This window comes from Scandinavium sp., assembly GCF_036271055.1.
Lineage (GTDB): Bacteria > Pseudomonadota > Gammaproteobacteria > Enterobacterales > Enterobacteriaceae > Scandinavium.
In genome coordinates this window covers 16,289-33,295 of record NZ_DATBBJ010000070.1, presented here as the reverse complement: position 1 = coordinate 33,295, position 17,007 = coordinate 16,289, and the positions used below count along the sequence as shown (strand labels likewise).

The 17,007-nt window shown below is 53.4% G+C and carries 16 protein-coding genes; 7 read left to right on the top strand and 9 right to left on the bottom strand.

Translation table 11 applies throughout. The features are described 5' to 3' along the window. Positions 1-7: 7 nt before the first annotated feature. Complete coding sequence (locus VH187_RS12485; protein WP_329701772.1) at positions 8-1,342, bottom strand: PTS sugar transporter subunit IIC; 1,335 nt, start codon at positions 1,340-1,342, stop codon at positions 8-10. Positions 1,343-1,641: 299 nt separating this feature from the next. Between VH187_RS12485 and VH187_RS12480 the strand changes: the two genes are divergently transcribed. Beyond that, positions 1,642-2,676 (top strand): LacI family DNA-binding transcriptional regulator, encoded by a 1,035-nt coding sequence (locus tag VH187_RS12480; RefSeq protein ID WP_329701771.1) that lies wholly within the window; start codon positions 1,642-1,644, stop codon positions 2,674-2,676. Here VH187_RS12480 and lysA read toward each other — a convergent pair. Next, on the bottom strand, positions 2,646-3,908 hold the full coding sequence (lysA, locus tag VH187_RS12475) for a diaminopimelate decarboxylase (RefSeq protein WP_329701770.1): 1,263 nt from the start codon (positions 3,906-3,908) through the stop codon (positions 2,646-2,648). The genes VH187_RS12480 and lysA overlap by 31 nt on opposite strands. 121 nt (positions 3,909-4,029) lie before the next feature. Here lysA and VH187_RS12470 point away from each other — a divergent pair, with 121 nt between their 5' ends. Further along, positions 4,030-4,977, top strand: a complete 948-nt coding sequence (locus VH187_RS12470) for a LysR family transcriptional regulator (protein WP_329701769.1) — start codon at positions 4,030-4,032, stop codon at positions 4,975-4,977. On the opposite strand, the gene VH187_RS12465 is transcribed toward VH187_RS12470, so the two are convergent. Beyond that, a complete protein-coding gene (locus VH187_RS12465) occupies positions 4,964-5,656 on the bottom strand; it encodes an aspartate/glutamate racemase (protein WP_329701768.1) in 693 nt (230 codons plus the stop codon). The two genes, VH187_RS12470 and VH187_RS12465, sit on opposite strands and share 14 nt — an antisense overlap. Positions 5,657-5,791: 135 nt before the next feature. On the opposite strand from VH187_RS12465, the gene VH187_RS12460 reads away from it, so the two are divergent. Then, positions 5,792-6,112 (top strand): cupin domain-containing protein, encoded by a 321-nt coding sequence (locus tag VH187_RS12460; RefSeq protein WP_329701767.1) that lies wholly within the window; start codon positions 5,792-5,794, stop codon positions 6,110-6,112. 71 nt (positions 6,113-6,183) lie between these two features. Here the strand turns inward: VH187_RS12460 and wzz(fepE) are convergent, their stop codons facing one another. From wzz(fepE) to VH187_RS12440, 4 genes are all read right to left on the bottom strand, one after another. Continuing rightward, positions 6,184-7,320 carry an LPS O-antigen length regulator Wzz(fepE) gene (gene wzz(fepE), locus VH187_RS12455; RefSeq protein WP_329701766.1) on the bottom strand — a complete coding sequence of 379 codons (1,137 nt, stop codon included), beginning with the start codon at positions 7,318-7,320 and terminating at the stop codon, positions 6,184-6,186. 342 nt (positions 7,321-7,662) lie between these two features. Continuing rightward, on the bottom strand, positions 7,663-8,424 hold the full coding sequence (gene kduD / locus VH187_RS12450) for a 2-dehydro-3-deoxy-D-gluconate 5-dehydrogenase KduD (RefSeq protein WP_329701765.1): 762 nt from the start codon (positions 8,422-8,424) through the stop codon (positions 7,663-7,665). Positions 8,425-8,485: 61 nt separating this feature from the next. Then, on the bottom strand, positions 8,486-9,322 hold the full coding sequence (kduI, locus tag VH187_RS12445) for a 5-dehydro-4-deoxy-D-glucuronate isomerase (protein WP_329701764.1): 837 nt from the start codon (positions 9,320-9,322) through the stop codon (positions 8,486-8,488). Positions 9,323-9,796: 474 nt separating this feature from the next. Next, complete coding sequence (locus tag VH187_RS12440; RefSeq protein ID WP_329701763.1) at positions 9,797-10,978, bottom strand: acetyl-CoA C-acetyltransferase; 1,182 nt, start codon at positions 10,976-10,978, stop codon at positions 9,797-9,799. Between the two features lie 217 nt (positions 10,979-11,195). On the opposite strand from VH187_RS12440, the gene VH187_RS12435 reads away from it, so the two are divergent. Then, positions 11,196-12,425 (top strand): amino acid permease, encoded by a 1,230-nt coding sequence (locus VH187_RS12435; RefSeq protein WP_329701762.1) that lies wholly within the window; start codon positions 11,196-11,198, stop codon positions 12,423-12,425. Positions 12,426-12,533: 108 nt separating this feature from the next. Further along, positions 12,534-13,412: an aldo/keto reductase family oxidoreductase gene (locus tag VH187_RS12430; RefSeq protein WP_329701761.1), complete on the top strand. Its 879-nt coding sequence runs from the start codon at positions 12,534-12,536 to the stop codon at positions 13,410-13,412. 12 nt (positions 13,413-13,424) lie between these two features. On the opposite strand, the gene VH187_RS12425 is transcribed toward VH187_RS12430, so the two are convergent. Further along, entirely contained in the window at positions 13,425-14,186 is a 762-nt protein-coding gene (locus VH187_RS12425; protein ID WP_329701760.1) for a transporter substrate-binding domain-containing protein, read from the bottom strand. A 12-nt stretch (positions 14,187-14,198) separates the two neighbouring features. Next, on the bottom strand, positions 14,199-15,362 hold the full coding sequence (locus VH187_RS12420; RefSeq protein WP_329701759.1) for an amidohydrolase: 1,164 nt from the start codon (positions 15,360-15,362) through the stop codon (positions 14,199-14,201). Between the two features lie 142 nt (positions 15,363-15,504). Here VH187_RS12420 and VH187_RS12415 point away from each other — a divergent pair, with 142 nt between their 5' ends. Together VH187_RS12415 and VH187_RS12410 are read left to right on the top strand one after the other, a co-directional pair. After that, positions 15,505-16,356 (top strand): LysR family transcriptional regulator, encoded by an 852-nt coding sequence (locus VH187_RS12415; RefSeq protein WP_329701758.1) that lies wholly within the window; start codon positions 15,505-15,507, stop codon positions 16,354-16,356. 83 nt (positions 16,357-16,439) lie between these two features. Beyond that, complete coding sequence (locus VH187_RS12410; protein ID WP_329701757.1) at positions 16,440-17,003, top strand: peroxiredoxin; 564 nt, start codon at positions 16,440-16,442, stop codon at positions 17,001-17,003. The last annotated feature ends 4 nt before the right edge of the window (positions 17,004-17,007 follow it).

Sequence of the window (17,007 nt, the reverse complement as noted above, 5' to 3'; positions counted from 1 at the left end):
TGCGTCCTCATGCGTTCTCAGTGGCCTGCTGTTGCGCTTGCAGTTGCGCCTGTTCGGCACGGCGGGAAGCGATTTTCACAAACGGCAGATAAATGATGATGGAGGTAACGATACAAATCAGCTGAGTGATCACCGCGCCCATCGAACCGGCAGTGGAAAGCCAGGCGTTAATCAACGGCGGTGTAGTCCACGGCACCATCACTACGGCTTTACCGGCAAACCCGGCGGCGGTGGCGAAGTAACCGATGGAACCGGTCACTAACGGGGTGATGATGAACGGGATCGCCAGAATCGGGTTGAGCATAATCGGCATGCCGAAAATGACCGGTTCGTTGATATTGAACAGGCCAGGGCCAATCGACAGTTTGGCAATTTCCTTCATCTCTTTGCGTTTGGTCGCAATCATCACCGCAATCAGCAAACCAATGGTCAGGCCGGAACCGCCAATACTCATGTACACATCCCAGAACGGCATGGTGATGATGTTCGGCACTTCTTTGCCCTGCTCAAATGCGCTCATGTTGACGGTGATAGCGCCCAGCAGCAGCGGCTCACGGATCGGTTTGATCATCTGATTACCGTGAATGCCAATCACCCAAAACAGTTGCGCGACAAACATCAGTAGCAAGATACCCGGCAGGCTTTGTACTACCCGCTCCAGCGGCTGCTGGACTACCTGATAAACCGCATCGTAAAGATACAGGCCGGTCAGTTGATGGAACACGAAACCAAAGGTGGCGATAACGGTGACAGTGATGATCGACGGGATCAGCGCCGAAAACGACGCCGAGACGTTTGGTGGCACAGTATCCGGCATTTTAATCTTCAAGCCAGGACGCCCTTCCAGCCAGCAATAGATTTCCACCGACAGAATGGCGATAAACATGCCGAGGAACAGACTGCGAGTGTCAGAGAACTGGCGCAGCAGCACGTCTTTGACCTGATGCATTTGCCCATCGACCATCATTTCCACGGTGGTTGGCGTGACGCAGATAAAGCAGATCACCGCCAGCAGGCCGGGAAACAACGTCTTGATGCCGTTGATTCGGCCCAATTCAATGCCGATTAAAAACACCGCGCCAATGTTGAGAAAATTCAGCGTGGCGTAGTTAATTGCTGCGGTTATCGGTTTGAGTGCAGCAAGAAACGACAGCGACTGGAAGCTGGCGAGACCGTTTTTCGGATCCAGCACCATGTTGGAAATCAATACGGAGAACGCGCCGACGATGATCACCGGCATGAGGGTAATAAAAGAAGATTTGATCGCCATAATATAGCGGTAGCTATTGAATTTAGTGGCGAAACTTCCCAGAGAATCGATTAACTTTTCCTGAAATGCCATAGGGGTGATACCTCAAATGTGGGCTTTTATCAAAATGGGTTTACAGCCTTGGTCCATTTGGCATACCAAAAATAGCGATGTGTCGGACAAACTTCTGTGACTGAGGTCTCACAGAACAATTTGGCATTCCAAATAAATCACAAATCGACACATTGGCATACCACGCAATTTTTAGAGGGGTATTTCAGCGAAACGCTGTCAAAAGCGTGATCGCGATAGTTATTTGTAACGAACGCAGAAGATATGCCCCTGAATGTCTGTGATAAACTGCGGCAATTATGTGGCTTCAGGAATCAACAATGGCAACAATGCTGGATGTCTCACTACGCGCTGGCGTGTCGAAAGCGACCGTTTCCCGCGTACTGAACGGCACAGGTCAGGTCAAAGAAAGCACCCGAAAGCAGGTGTACAAAGCCATGGAAGAATTAGGGTATCGCCCGAACTTTTTGGCGCGTTCCCTGGCGAACCGGACCAGCAACAGCATTGGCCTGGTGGTGTCCACCTTTGATGGTTTCTATTTCGGGCGCCTGCTGCAGCAGGCGTCTCGTCAGACGGAAACTCACGGCAAACAGTTGATCGTCACCGACGGTCACGACACGCCCGAGCGCGAAGAACAAGCGGTGCAGATGCTCGCCGACCGTCAGTGCGATGCCATTGTGCTCTACACCCGTTTCATGAGCGAAAAAGCAATCATGAAGCTTATCGACTCCATCGCTATGCCGGTCGTGGTCATCAACCGTGAACTCAGTCAGGCACGCGATCGCTGCGTTTTCTTTGAACAGCAGGATGCCGCGTTTCAGGCAGTCGAGTACCTGATAACCCAGGGCCATCGCGATATCGCCTGCATCACCGTTCCGATTCATACACCAACGGGCAAAGCGCGTTTGCAGGGCTACCGCAGCGCGCTGGAAAAGCACGGCATCGCCTGGGATCAAAGCAAAGTGAAGTACGGGGATTCCGGCATGACGCGCGGCTATGAGCTGTGCCAGCAGTTGCTGGAAGAGAAGGTGAAATTCAGCGCCCTGTTTGCCTGTAACGACGATATGGCGTTAGGGGCTTCCAAAGCGCTGCATCAGGCGGGGTTGAGAATTCCGCAGGATATTTCTTTATTCGGCTTCGACGATGCGCCAAGCGCAAAATGGCTTGAGCCGGGGCTTTCAACGGTTTATTTGCCGATCGACAACATGATCACCACCGCTATCGACCAGGCGATCAAACTCGCCAACGGTTTGCCGATAGAAACCCTTCCTGCATTTACCGGAAAACTGGTGTTACGCGAATCGGTAACGATCGGCCCGTTTTATCAGAACAGTTCCAGCGCCAGCAGTTCCTGAATGGTCTGACGACGACGGATAAGCCGCGCGCTGCCGTTGTCATACAGCACTTCTGGCAATAATGGACGGCTGTTGTAGTTGGACGACATCGACGCGCCGTACGCGCCGGTATCATGTAGCACCAAATAATCTCCCGGCATGACTTCTGGCAGTTCACGCGTTTCCACCTTGCCGCCTTCTTGCTGCGTAAACACATCGCCTGACTCACACAGCGGGCCTGCGACAACGGTGTCGACCAACGCGGCCTGCGATAAATCACGCCCATCTGCCGCCAGGGCTGAAATGTGGTGATAGCTGCCGTACATTGACGGACGCATCAGATCGTTAAAGCCTGCGTCAATCAGCACAAAGTGACGGCTGCCCATGTTTTTCACGCTGCGCACCTGCGCCACCAGCACACCTGATTCCGCAACCAGGAATCGACCCGGTTCGATCTCCAGTTTCACCGGATGCCCCAGATGCTTAGCGATTTGTTCTCGTGCGGCATTCCACAGACCGAAATAGTGATTGGTGTCGATGGTTTCTTCGTCGTAACGATAAGGGATAGATAACCCGCCGCCTGCGGAAATGGCTTCCAGATCCTGACCGAATTCCACCACCTGACGCACCATTGCGCCACACACTTGCTCCAGATGACCGTAGTCCACACCGGAGCCGATATGCATGTGAATACCCACTAACTTCAGCTGATATTGCTGGATGACTTCCAGTGCATCAGGTAAATCGCTATACCAAATGCCGTGCTTACTGTTCTCACCGCCAGTATTGGTTTTCTGGCTGTGTCCGTGACCGAAGCCCGGATTCACACGCAGCCAAACGCGATGACCAGGGGAAACAGCGCCGAGCTGCGCCAGCATATCGACAGAACCGGCGTTGACCGGGATTTTTAGTTCACTGACGCGCGCGAGCGTCGCTTCATCAATCATATCAGCGGTAAACACGATATCGTCCGGATGTGTTTTCGGATCGTAACCCGCCGCCAACGCGCGTTCGATTTCACCGAGCGACACGGAATCCACCTTCACGCCCTGCTCACGCATCAGGCGCAGAATATGAATGTTGGAACAGGCTTTCTGCGCGAAACGCACCACGTCGAACTGGCTCAACTGCGCAATCTGCTGGCGAATGATCGCCGCATCGTAGACCCACACCGGACAACCAAATTCGGCAGGCAGGCGCAGCAGGTTCTCAGCGTTGAGGGCGGTATCCGTATTATTCAGTGGGCGTGGCATGGTGAAACTCCGGTGATTTCGCTTTTCAACGATTACGCCACAGCTCATGTGGAATAAAAAATATCGTTTTATCGATACTTCATGCAAAATTGATATGGATAACGCAGCGAAAGGAAAAGGTATGCCCGCCGTGAATTTACGCCATATTGAAATTTTCCATGCGGTAATGACCACCGGCAATCTGACCGAAGCCGCGACCATGCTGCATACCTCGCAACCGACCGTGAGCCGTGAACTGGCCAGGCTTGAGAAAGTGCTGGGTCTGAAACTGTTCGAGCGTAATCGCGGGCGTTTGCATCCGACCGTGCAGGGTTTGCGGTTGTTCGAGGAAGTGCAGCGTTCGTGGTATGGGCTGGACAGAATTCTCAGCACGGCGGAAAGCCTTCGTGAATTTCGGCAGGGTGAGCTGTCGGTCGTCTGCCTGCCAGTCTTTTCACAATCCTTTTTACCGGCGCTTGTGCAGCCTTTTCTGGCGCGTTACCCGGACGTCAGCCTGCAAATTGTGCCGCAGGAATCGCCATTGCTTGAGGAGTGGCTGTCCGCGCAGCGCCATGATGTGGGGTTAACGGAGACACTGCACACGCCACCGGGCACGGAGCGCACGCCGTTATTGAGTATGAATGAAGTCTGCGTATTACCAGCGAACCATCCGCTGGCCGCAAAAACGGTGCTGACGCCGCAAGATTTCGAAGGCCAGAATTACATCAGCCTTTCACGAACCGACAGCTACCGTCAGTTACTCGACGGCCTGTTTGCCGAACACAGCGTTCATCGCAGGATGGTGGTAGAAACCCACAGTGCCGCATCAATCTGCGCCATGGTCCGCGCAGGCGTGGGCATTTCCGTGGTAAACCCCTTTACTGCGCTGGATTACGCCTGGAGCGGCGACGACAGTGGTATTGCAATTCGCCGTTTCAGCGTGGACGTGCCTTTTACCGTCAGCCTGATCCGCCCATTGCATCGTCCAGGATCTGCGCTCGTGGATGCCTTTATCACGCATCTGCAAAGCAGTGTTCAGACCCTGGTTATGCCACTGGAAGAAAAGCTCAATCGCGTCAGGAAAGCATGAAATCGACGACATCAGAGGCATGCAACGCGGCGGTATCGAACACCGGCACCGGACTGCGCTCGGCGGGAACCAGCAGACCGATTTCGGTGCAGCCAAAGATCACGCCTTCTGCGCCTTCGCTTACCAGCCGCTCAATCACCTGCACGTAGTACGCCCGCGATGCCTCAGTGAAGCTGCCGAGACACAGTTCGTCAAAAATAATCTGATTGATGTGCGCTCGCTCATCGGCGTTCGGGATAAGGGTGTTCAGCGAAAATTCTTGCTCAAGACGGCCCCGATAGAAATCTTGCTCCATCGTATAGCGCGTGCCTAACAGCGCGACATTACGCACGCCCTGTTTTTCGATAGCACGCCCGGTGGCATCGGCAATATGCAGAAACGGCACGCCACAACGTAATTCAATGTGCGAGGCCACTTTATGCATCGTATTGGTACACAGCACGATCCCTTCCGCGCCGATACTCTCCAGGTCTGCCGCCGCCTGCGCAAGCATCTCACCCGCACGGTCCCATTCGCCCGCCGACTGGCAGGCTTCAATCTCGTGAAAATCGACGCTATGCATCAGGATCTTCGCCGAATGCAATCCGCCGAGGCGCTGCTTGATCCCTTCATTGATCAGACGATAGTAAGGGATCGTCGATTCCCAGCTCATGCCGCCAAGCAGACCAATCGTTTTCATGGGGTGTCCTTCCTGAGTGTTTTCCACAGTGAACCAGAGTTGTGATCAACTTTCCACTTCTCAGCGAGCAAGTTTTCATTTCTCAGCGGCTAAGATAAGTTGAATGAAACAATGTTTTGATTTGAGGATATAGCGATGTTTGTTCTGCATAGCGAGACAACACTTGAAGATTTGGGCAACGGTGTCACCCGCCGTATTCTGGCGCATGGCGGCAACATGATGGCGGTGGAAGTCCATTTCGAAACGGGCGCGGTTGGGCCGATGCACAATCATCCGCACGAACAACTGACCACGGTGCTTTCGGGTGAGTTTGAATTTACTATCGGGGACGAAACGCAGGTTGTGCGCACCGGGGATACGCTCTACAAACAACCTCACGTGATGCACGGCTGTGTATGCCTGAAAACCGGTGTTCTGCTCGATACCTTCACGCCCATTCGCGAAGATTTCCTATAATCACCGTCACGGTTTAATGCCCTTTTCGATATAAAAAAGGAGGACATTGTCCTCCTTCACTCATCGCAGTTTTAAGTCATTTGCTCATCAAGCAGAAGTTGAGTCCGGCGAGACTCTCGCGCATTCTGCAGCAGAACGACGCCACAACCCACCATTCCCCCCATCAGCGCAGCCAGCAGGATAATCAGGCTTTTCCCTGGGCCATCTTTCTTGACAGGCAGAGAAGGTGAAAGCTGATAATTCACCACCGGGAAGTGAATATTCTGGATATTCAGCCCTTCAATTTGCCTTAGGCGATATTCGCGATTGAGGATATCCGCATTCAGTTCTGAGACATCGGTAATAGATTTTTCGATTTCAATTTTTTTATTGATCCCGTCAGCCCCTAAGGTCACGGAGAAATCAGGGTCATCTTTTATCATTTGCCCCTGGCTGTAGACGGGCTTATTAATTCCGGCCGCTTTAGCCACCTGCAAAGAATAATTCAGGCGCTTAATTTTGGTCTCTTTCGCATTTTGCAGCTGCGCACGATCCAGCTCCAGGCGCTGTTTTTCGACCTGAATTTTCATCGCCACGGCTTCATGAATATTGGAAAGAGTCTGCCTCACCACTTCATCGGCCACAAACTGCGTGTAGCCTGCCAGAATGTTTTGCGCTTCCCCTGGCTGTGGGCCTGTGAATGAAAGCGTCCACGAGCTATACGCCGTGTTAGGCTCTTTCCTATTGCCAGCATCATCCACCGCTTTCATTTTCTCAGAAACAGAGACAATCGCGCGATGCAGATCCATCGGGTCAACCTTCACACCATCAAACTGGCCCATCAGTAACGGCGAGGATTTAATGAACTCCTCAAGTAGAACCGATGAATTAAACTTCTTGATAAACAGATTAAAAATGCTGTCGCTATCCACATTAACATCAACATCCAGCACATGAACCGTTGCGAGTAATGTGTTGAGTGGAACCAGTTGTGTCCGTTCAGCAGGCGTAATGACGGAAGTGCTGGTCCATTTTTGTGGTAGCAGGAGAGCGGCAATAAGCCCAAGCATGGCGGAGCAGAAAGCGATAGTGAGGATGCGTTTTTTCGCGTTCCACAGAATGTCCAGTAGGGCAAGGAGATCGATTTCATGTCCATCATTGAGGGCCTGAACGGGACGGGGGAAAGGGATCACTGCGTCCTTTTGCGGTTTAATATCCATCGTTGACATAAGGTGTAGGCCATTTCGCGTAGAGGTGATTTTTCGCTAATATATCCCCATAAGAATATTCTGAAAACCTTTTATTGTCAGAATGGCTTTAATTCGTGCGCGATGACAGAATTAACCCTTCCCCTCAATTTAAGTTGGCAAGTAAAAAATTCCACTTAAATTTGTAGTTGATAAATATCGCTTAATAATTTATATGCGCCACGTCGCACACTCAATTAATCGAACCGCTTTAGACGGATGGAATATCCCCCTATTCCGTCAATCCGTTAACGTAATTTATATTTTTATTGTGAATACAAAAAACCCTGCCATTCAGCAGGGTTATCAGTTGGGCGAAAAGTGTTAGCGCGCCAGCCAGCCGCCATCCACCGCCACGGTGTAGCCGTTAATGTAATCTGACGCACTGGAAGCCAGGAACACAACTGGCCCCATCAGATCCGATGGCAGACCCCAGCGTGCCGCAGGAATGCGCTCCAGAATGGCGGCACTGCGTTGCTCGTCTGCCCGTAATTGCTCGGTGTTGTTGGTCGCCATATAGCCCGGCGCAATGGCATTCACGTTGATACCGTGTTTTGCCCATTCGTTCGCCAGCAAACGGGTTACGCCCATCACGCCGCTTTTCGATGCGGTATAAGACGGCACGCGGATCCCGCCCTGGAAAGAGAGCATCGACGCGATGTTGATAATCTTGCCGCCGTTGCCCTGGCTGATAAAGTGCTTCGCCGCCGCCTGAGCCATAAAGAACACCGCTTTGATGTTCAGGTTCATCACGTCGTCCCAGTCTTTTTCACTGAACTCAATTGCATCCTGACGACGAATCAGCCCGGCGTTGTTGACCAGAATGTCGATGTGACCAAACTCAGCCACCGCGCGTTCCAGCAGCTGTGGGATGCCGTCGATGTTACGCAGATCGGCAGTCAGGCTCAGGAAACGACGACCGCGTGAGGTCACCTGTTCAATGGTGTCGGTAGGTTCAACGATGTTGATGCCCACGATATCGCAGCCTGCTTCCGCCAGACCAATCGCCATGCCCTGTCCTAAACCGGTATCACACCCGGTGACAACAGCGACTTTCCCTGCCAGTGAAAATGTATCGAGAATCATAAAATATCCTTACTCTATTCGCGCCTGCTTCGGACAGGCAAGATTATTGGCTGCCCGCGACTTAGCGCAGATCCTTCACGGCGACGTGGTCCATATCATCAAAGACCTGGTTTTCACCAACCATGCCCCAAATGAAGGTATACGCCTGCGTACCCACGCCTGAGTGAATCGACCAGCTCGGCGAAATCACCGCCTGCTCGTTGTGCATCACGATATGACGTGTCTCCTGCGGCTGCCCCATCATGTGGAACACGCAGGCGTCATCGGCCATGTTGAAATAGAAATAGACTTCCATGCGACGCTCGTGGGTATGACACGGCATGGTGTTCCACAGATTGCCCGGATCCAATTCGGTCAGGCCCATACTGAGCTGACAGGTTTCCAGCACGTCCGGCACAAAGTATTTATTGATAGTGCGGCGGTTGCTGGTGAGGTTATCGCCCAACGTGACAGGTGCCACGTCGGCAGGTGTCACTTTTTTGGTTGGGAACGTGGAATGTGCTGGCGCGCAGTTGTAGTAAAACTTGGCTGGCTTCGCGGCATTTACGCTTGCAAACACCACTTCTTTCGCGCCTTTGCCTACATACAGCGCATCGCGATGGCCTATTTCATAGCACTTACCGTCGACGGTAATTGTGCCAGGGCCACCGATGTTGATGACGCCCAGTTCGCGGCGCTCAAGGAAATAGCTCACGCCCAGCTGTTTGCCTACTTCGCCACCAACAGAAACGGTTTTCGCCACCGGCATAATGCCGCCGACGATAATGCGGTCGATGTGGCTGTACACCATGGTGTATTCATCGGCGACAAATACTTGTTCAACTAAAAATTCGTTGCGCAGCCCTTGAGTGTCGAGCGTTTTTGCGTGCGCGCTGTGGATGCTTTGCCTGATGTCCACGTTTACCTCCAGCAAGAGTGATTCATTTTGAAAAGCAGTTTCGCTTTACCGTTGAGGCCATCTTAGCCCTCCACTGGACGGTTTTCAATTACAAATAAAACAGCGTTTCACTTTTTCTGCATTAAAATACCAGAAATGCAAAAGCGATCACGTTACGCGGGAAAACACCGTATTCAATTTTTAACAATACAAATTAAAAACAATAGGTTATGACATCTTTAAAAAACAACACAGAGGAAGGTAAACGATGTTTAGAAACAAAGTTGTTCGGAAGAGAGCAAGAGAAAGGGTGAAATTTTCGCCAGCAATCAGGCGTTAACAGAGAAGTGCGCGGAAAGTCACAGAAATTAAAACATCGTTTCGATAAATTATTCTTTCGGTTTTATACCGTCCGATAGCCAATAATTTGAGTGTTTCTGTAACTGGCCTTGCCCTTCCTGATGAAGGGCGTTTTTTTTGGATGAACGAACCGCTCTATTCGCGCTCAACGGCCAGCGCCACGCCCTGCCCACCACCGATACATAACGTCGCTAATCCCCTACGTGCATCGCGCTTGATCATTTCATGCACCAGTGACACCAGAATGCGGCAGCCAGAAGCGCCAATCGGATGACCCAGCGCAATCGCACCGCCGTTTACGTTCACGCGTTTTTCATCCCATTCCAGCACCTTGCCGACAGAAATGGCCTGTGCAGCAAAGGCTTCGTTCGCTTCAATCAGGTCAACATCGTTTAGCTGCCAGCCAACCCGTTCCAGACAGCGGCGCGTGGCGTAAACCGGGGCGATGCCCATTAATGCAGGGTCAACACCTACACTGGCAAACGCACGAATACGGGCGAGGATCGGCAGATTAAGTTCCATCGCTTTGGATTCACTCATCATCATCACCGCCGCCGCACCATCGTTGATTGACGAAGCGTTGCCTGCAGTAACGGAACCGAGCGTGTCGAATGTCGGGATCAGACTCGCCAGCCCTTCGGCACTGGCGTCGGTGCGCGGTTGCTCATCGGTGTCCACCACCTGAGCCAGACCGTTTGTTTGCAGGCTCACCACTGGCACGATTTCATCGCGAAAGCGCCCGGAATCAATCGCCCGACGCGCTTTCTGCTGCGAACTGAGCGCCCAGGCGTCCTGCAATTCGCGAGAAATGCCGTATTCCCGCGCCATATTTTCTGCCGTGACACCCATGTGGTAATCGTTGAACGCATCCCACAACCCGTCGTGAACCAGGCTGTCGATGAGCTGGCTGTTGCCGAGACGCGCCCCGGTGCGGCTGTCGGTTAAGACATGCGGCGCGCGGCTCATGTTTTCCTGCCCACCGGCAATCACCACATCCGCTTCCCCACACTGAATGGCCTGTGTCGCCAGATGCAGTGCTTTAAGACCAGAGCCGCAGACATCGTTGATGGTTATCGCAGACACGGTATTCGGCAGCCCGCCCTTGATGGCCGACTGACGGGCAGGGTTCTGCCCGGCGCCCGCCGTCAGCACCTGGCCGAGGATCACCTCGTCGACCGCCATAGGATCAAGCCCGGTGCGTTCCACCAGCGCTTTCACCACTACACTGCCCAACTCGACTGCGGTAAAGCGCGACAACGCGCCCTGGAAACAGCCGATGGGCGTGCGCACTGCACCTACGATAACGACGTCTTTCATCCCGACCTCAGCGCAAAGAAACGGCATTATAGTAGAGCATTGTTATCAACAATTTTCGCAATTGTTTACAAAAAGTGAGTTTTATCACAAAGGTAACTGTCGTCACGTAACATTCATAAGATGTTTGAATACTTACGGCAAATCCTGGTCCCCCGCCTTATCTGAAATAGAGTAAACTCGCGGCTGTTTTTCGTTATCTGGTTTAAAGATTCAAAAAATGTCTAAATTATGGTCAAAAGACGAAACCCTCTGGAGTTTCGCCTTATATGGTACTGCGGTTGGGGCTGGCACCCTATTCCTGCCCATTCAGTTAGGCTCTGCCGGCGCGATGGTGTTGATAATTACGGCCCTGGTGGCGTGGCCACTCACTTACTGGCCGCACCGCGCGCTGTGCCGATTCATTCTTTCTGCCAATCTGCCTGCCAACGTCGGGATCACTGGCGCGGTAAATCACTATTACGGCAAGAAAATCGGCAATCTCATCACCGCACTCTATTTCGTCGCCTTCTTTGTGGTGGTGCTGATTTACGCAGTGGCAATAACTAACTCGCTCACCGAGCAACTGGCGAAGCAGATGACGGTGACGTTGGGCATTCGCATGTTGGTGAGTCTGGTGGTAGTGCTGGTGCTCAACCTGATCTTTCTGATGGGGCGACACGCGACGCTGAAAGTGATGGGTTTTCTGGTGTTCCCGCTTATCGCCTACTTCCTGTTCCTGTCACTGTATCTGACGGGCTCCTGGCAACCGGCGATGTTCAGCGGTCAGCTAACGTTTACCCCGCACACGCTGCATCAGGTCTGGCTTTCTATTCCGGTGATGGTTTTTGCGTTTAGCCATACGCCCATTATCTCGACGTTTGCTATCGACAGGCGTGAGAAATTCGGCGAGCAGGCCATGGATAAATGCAAAAAAATTATGCGGGTGGCCTACCTCATTATCTGCCTGAGCGTGCTGTTCTTCGTCTTTAGCTGCCTGCTGGCGATCCCGGAGAGCTACATCACGAATGCCAAAAATGAGGGCGTCACTATTCTGTCCGCTCTGGCGATGATGCCTGCCGCACCACACTGGCTGGCGGTTTCGGGCATTATCGTGGCGATTGTGGCCATGTCGAAATCGTTCCTCGGCACCTATTTTGGAGTGATTGAAGGGGCCAGCGAAATGGTGCGTGCGACGCTGAATCAGGCGGGTGTTCGCAAAAGCCGTGCCTTTAACCGCGCGATTTCCATTCTGCTGGTTTCTGCCGTCACCTTCGTGGTGTGCTGCATTAATCCGAATGCGATCTCGATGATTTACGCCATTAGCGGCCCGCTGATTGCGATGATCCTGTTTATCATGCCAACGCTTTCAACGTATCTGATCCCGGCGCTAAAACCCTATCGCTCCATCGGCAGCCTGATTACGCTGATTGTCGGCCTGCTGTGCGTTTCGGTGATGTTCTTCGGTTAACTGTTTGATGCGGCAGACCCTGCCGCACATTCCGTAAAACTTTATTCCCCTCATTCCTCGACGACTCGGTTTACACTTAGCCGGTTAAGCCATTATGAGGAAACAGTTATGTCCAGCGTTAAACAGTCCGGCAGCTTCACTCTTGGCAATCGCGAGATCTGGCGTCTTGGTTACGGCGCTATGCAGCTCGCGGGGCCGGGCGTTTTCGGTCCGCCGAAAGATCCCGAAATGGCGGTAAAAGTCCTGCAAGCCGCGCTCGACGCGGGTGTGAACCACATCGACACATCCGATTTCTACGGTCCGCACGTCACCAACCAAATCATCAAAAAAGCACTGCATCCGTACCCGAAAGAGCTGACTATCGTTACCAAAGTCAGCGCCCGTCGTGATGAACAGGGCAACTGGCTGCCTGCGCTATCTGCGCCAGAACTGACGCAGGCGGTCGAAGACAACCTGCGTAATCTCGGTCTGGATGTGCTGGAAGTGGTGAACCTGCGCAGCATGATTAGCGTTCACGGCCCGGCGGAAGGGTCGCTGGAAGAACCACTGGAAACGCTGATTAAGCTGAAAGATCGTGGCCTTATTCGCCACATCGGCCTGAGCAACGTGACGGCAAAACAGGTGGAAGATGGTCAGAATATGACCGACATCGCTTGCGTGCAGAACTTCTATAACGTGGCGAACCGTCATGATGACGCGCTGATCGACACGCTCGCGCAGAAGAATATCGCTTACGTGCCGTTCTTCCCGCTCGGGGGCTTCTCGCCGTTGCAGTCTCAGGAAATCAATGAGATTGCCGCCAACCTGAAAGCCACACCGATGCAAGTTGCCCTCGCCTGGCTACTGCAACGTTCGCCAAACATTCTGCTGATCCCAGGCACGTCATCCCTCGGTCATCTGAATGAAAACCTTGCCGCTGCGTCACTGACGCTGCCAAAAGAGGCGTTAGACGTGCTGAACAACCTGCCGCAGGCGGCTCAGCACTAAGTTTCAGTCAGACTACAACGCGCTGAGATACTGTTTTTCCAGCTCGCTGATAGTGCCGTCCTGCTTTAACTGGCTGACGGCACTGTCAATTTTCTGCCAAGTTTGTTCATCCCCTTTGCGCAAGCCAATGGCGCTGGTTGAGGTCAGAACCGGATCCTTTACCGCCTCGCCGGAAAACGCAAAATCCTTGCCCGCTGGTTTCGCAAGGAAACCCGCCTGACCGGCCGTCGCCACTACCAGCGTTGCGTCCAACCGTCCGTTCGCTAAGTCGGCGTAGATATTCTCCTGATCCGGATATTCCACTACGTTCACGCCCTGTTTGCGCCACTGCTCAAGCGCATATTTCGCCTGTACCGAGCTTTGCAACACGCCAACATTTTTACCGTTTAGCGCCTGTGCGCTGCTTGCCAGTGGCGTCGCTTTAGCTGAAATCAGTCGTGTATCGTCCTGATACAGCGACTGAGTGAAATCCATCACCCTCTGGCGCTGCGCATTGGGCGCCATCGACGATAAAATGGCGTCGAATTTTTTGGCGTTCAGCCCAGGGATCAGACCATCAAAGCCGGTTTCTACCCACTCACACTTCACCTTCGCGCGCTCGCAAATGGCTTTACCGACCGCGATATCCAGCCCGGTCAGTGTGCCGTCCGCCATTTTATATTCATATGGTGGATAAGTAGGATCGGTGCCAAAGCGCAGCACAGTATTATCAGCAGCAAAACTGTTCAGCGAAGCGGTGCAAAACAGCGCCAGCCCGGCGACAACTTTTTTCATTTTTAGCTCCGGTTATTCAGTGGTGAGGCGATCAAGGGCGAGGGAGATCAGGTACTTCACCCCCAGAGGAAGAATATCGTCGTTGAAGTCGTAGTCCGGGTGATGGCAGAACACGCCGCCCTGGCCGATCAGCGCATACGCGCCGGGCTTGCGCAGCAGGAATTCTGAGAAGTCTTCTGAACCATTGAGCGGTTCAATATCACGTTTTACCGCGCTGACCCCAAACACCTTTTCAGCTGCACGAGCCGCCGCACGTGCCTGTTCGGGGTGATTCACAGTGGCAGGCGATCCATTAGCGAAACGCACGCTAATTTGGCAGTCACTGGCAACAGCAGTCCCCTGACAAATGGATTCGATCCGCGCTTTCGCCTGCGCACGTAGCTGTTCATCGAAAGTGCGCAAACTGCCGCTGAGTGATGCGCTCGCCGGGATGACATTCGGCGTGGTTCCGGCATGCAAACTGCCCATGCTCAGAACGACCATCGCGGCGGGATCCATCGTTCGACTGACCACCGTTTGCAGCGTGCAAATAAGCTGTGCCGCCGCCATGATCGGATCTTTGCATTTTTCTGGCGCAGAACCGTGCCCGCCAACACCGTGGATCTCAAACAAAACATCGTCGCAAGATGCCAACATTGCCCCTTCGCGCACGCCGAAAATACCCGGCGGCAAATGCGGTGCATTATGTAAACCGTAGATCTCATCCCAGCCGAACCGTGCTTCTGCCTCATCGGCTATCATCGCCAGCGCGCCGCCGCCATTCTCTTCCGCAGGCTGAAACAGCAGGACAATCTTGCCGAAGAACTGTCGATTTTGACTCAGCCAGCTTGCCGCTCCGAGCAGCATCGCGGTATGCCCGTCATGACCGCAGCCGTGAAACGCCCCCGCCACCGTCGATCGCCATTCGGGATTGCCTCCCTCCTCCATCGGCAGCGCATCCATGTCGGCACGCAGAGCGATGGTTTTACCGGGCCCAAGCTCACCGTGAATAACGCCAACCACGCCCGTGCCACCAATGCCGGTCGTCGTCTCAATGTTCCATTCCCGCAGCAAACTCGCGACGCGCAGACTCGTGCGCCGCTCGTTGAAAGCGATCTCAGGATGAGCATGCAGATCGCGCCGCAGCGCCACCAGCGATTCAACATCGAATACCCTTTCAGGAATTGCCTTTATCATCAGAACCGCCTCTGTGCGCAGAATGAGAAAATTTTGCTGGTCTGATGCTATAAGTGTTTTATTTTAAGGGTCAATTCCCCGTTTCTTATGCCTATAACCGGGCGTTATAGCAGGAGGCGTTATCAAGACATCACAGCTCAAATTGCTGGTCGCGATTGCACGACAAGGCACACTGATCGGTGCGGCCAGCGAATTGCATCTGACGCAGCCCGCCGTCACCAAAAGCATTAAGGAACTTGAGGCCCAGTTGGGCGTTCAGTTGTTGGTACGCAGCGGCAGCGGGGTGCGATTCACCGATTACGGCGAAACGCTGCTGCATTCAGCCCGCCTTGTAACCGCCGAGATTGAACGCGCCGAGCGGGCCATCGCGCAGATGAAATCCGCCACGCCCTCGACGCTGAAAATTGGCCTTTCGCTGCTTTCTGCCACCGTTCCCGTTTATGCCGCCCTTAGCCGCTTTCGCGCGCGCTGGCCGCAGACGCAACTGGAAATCATGGAAGGAATGCCACGGCAAATCATCGACAGCCTGCGCAACGGGGAATTCGATTTGTGTCTGGCATTTATTGCCGATAGCGATTCCATCGCCGAATTTGCGTTTATTCCGCTCGCCCGGTGGCCGCAGCGCCTGATGTACAGCGGCGCGATGACTGATTCATCGCTGCCTGAATTAGCCCATAGCCAGTGGCTATGGAATCACACCATCGAAAGCTGGCTGCCCTTCTGGCGACATCTGAGTGCCGGGGAGACGCTTGCCCCGCCTGCGCAGATGACGCTTTGCACTTCGTGGACGATTTACCGCCAGTTAGCGCTGGAGCCTAAAACCGTCAGTATCTGGCCTGATTTTTTGCTGCATGGCGACAATGCGCCGAAAACGCTAACGCCGTTGCCGCAGGCGTTACCGGAAATCACGCTCGGTTTTATGGTCCGTCGCGATCACGTGTTTAACCGCGTGACCGAACACTTTATCGAGTGCGTCAAAGCCGAACTGAAATAATTTTTTTACTCGACCGCAACTTTTTCATTACCTCCAGCGAACTGTAGGGGAAGACATCTTTTCCCTACATCCCGGAGCCAACCATGATTGCTGTGAAACCTCGCTTAACCCTGCTTGCCACCGCTGCGGCCTTTGGCCTTTCCCTGATGGCATTCAACGCTAACGCCGCGCTGCAACCGGGCGCTCAGGCCCCTGATTTCAAACTGCAAGGGGCGCTGGCGGGCAAACCGCTGACCTTCTCCTTGCAGCAGGCGCTGCAAAAAGGCCCGGTGGTGCTCTATTTCTTCCCGGCAGCATTCACCAAAGGCTGCACGCTGGAAGCCCATGATTTTGCCGAAGCCACCGATGACTTTAAAAAACTCGGCGCGACGGTGATTGGCGTGACAGCGGGGAACACCGATCAGGTGGCTAAATTCTCGCAACTGGAGTGCCGCGATAAGTTTACTGTCGCAGCCGATCCAGGGGCGAAAGTCGCCGCCGAATACCAGACGCAGATGCAGATGGGCGGCAAAACGCTGTCTGACCGCACCTCTTACGTCATTGCGCCAGACGGCAAAATCCTGATGAGTTACACCGACCGCAACCCGGACGCCCACATCCAGAAAACCATGGATGCGGTGAAACAATACGCCCAGTCACACTCCTGATAGC

What these genes read in the sequence shown, in the direction of transcription:
- VH187_RS12485 (WP_329701772.1), bottom strand. Translation starts at nt 1,342, where the DNA reads ATGGCATTTCAGGAAAAGTTAATCGATTCTCTGGGAAGTTTCGCCACT.
- VH187_RS12480 (WP_329701771.1), top strand. Translation starts at nt 1,642, where the DNA reads ATGGCAACAATGCTGGATGTCTCACTACGCGCTGGCGTGTCGAAAGCG.
- lysA (WP_329701770.1), bottom strand. Translation starts at nt 3,908, where the DNA reads ATGCCACGCCCACTGAATAATACGGATACCGCCCTCAACGCTGAGAAC.
- VH187_RS12470 (WP_329701769.1), top strand. Translation starts at nt 4,030, where the DNA reads ATGCCCGCCGTGAATTTACGCCATATTGAAATTTTCCATGCGGTAATG.
- VH187_RS12465 (WP_329701768.1), bottom strand. Translation starts at nt 5,656, where the DNA reads ATGAAAACGATTGGTCTGCTTGGCGGCATGAGCTGGGAATCGACGATC.
- VH187_RS12460 (WP_329701767.1), top strand. Translation starts at nt 5,792, where the DNA reads ATGTTTGTTCTGCATAGCGAGACAACACTTGAAGATTTGGGCAACGGT.
- kduD (WP_329701765.1), bottom strand. Translation starts at nt 8,424, where the DNA reads ATGATTCTCGATACATTTTCACTGGCAGGGAAAGTCGCTGTTGTCACC.
- VH187_RS12440 (WP_329701763.1), bottom strand. Translation starts at nt 10,978, where the DNA reads ATGAAAGACGTCGTTATCGTAGGTGCAGTGCGCACGCCCATCGGCTGT.
- VH187_RS12435 (WP_329701762.1), top strand. Translation starts at nt 11,196, where the DNA reads ATGTCTAAATTATGGTCAAAAGACGAAACCCTCTGGAGTTTCGCCTTA.
- VH187_RS12430 (WP_329701761.1), top strand. Translation starts at nt 12,534, where the DNA reads ATGTCCAGCGTTAAACAGTCCGGCAGCTTCACTCTTGGCAATCGCGAG.
- VH187_RS12425 (WP_329701760.1), bottom strand. Translation starts at nt 14,186, where the DNA reads ATGAAAAAAGTTGTCGCCGGGCTGGCGCTGTTTTGCACCGCTTCGCTG.
- VH187_RS12420 (WP_329701759.1), bottom strand. Translation starts at nt 15,362, where the DNA reads ATGATAAAGGCAATTCCTGAAAGGGTATTCGATGTTGAATCGCTGGTG.
- VH187_RS12410 (WP_329701757.1), top strand. Translation starts at nt 16,440, where the DNA reads ATGATTGCTGTGAAACCTCGCTTAACCCTGCTTGCCACCGCTGCGGCC.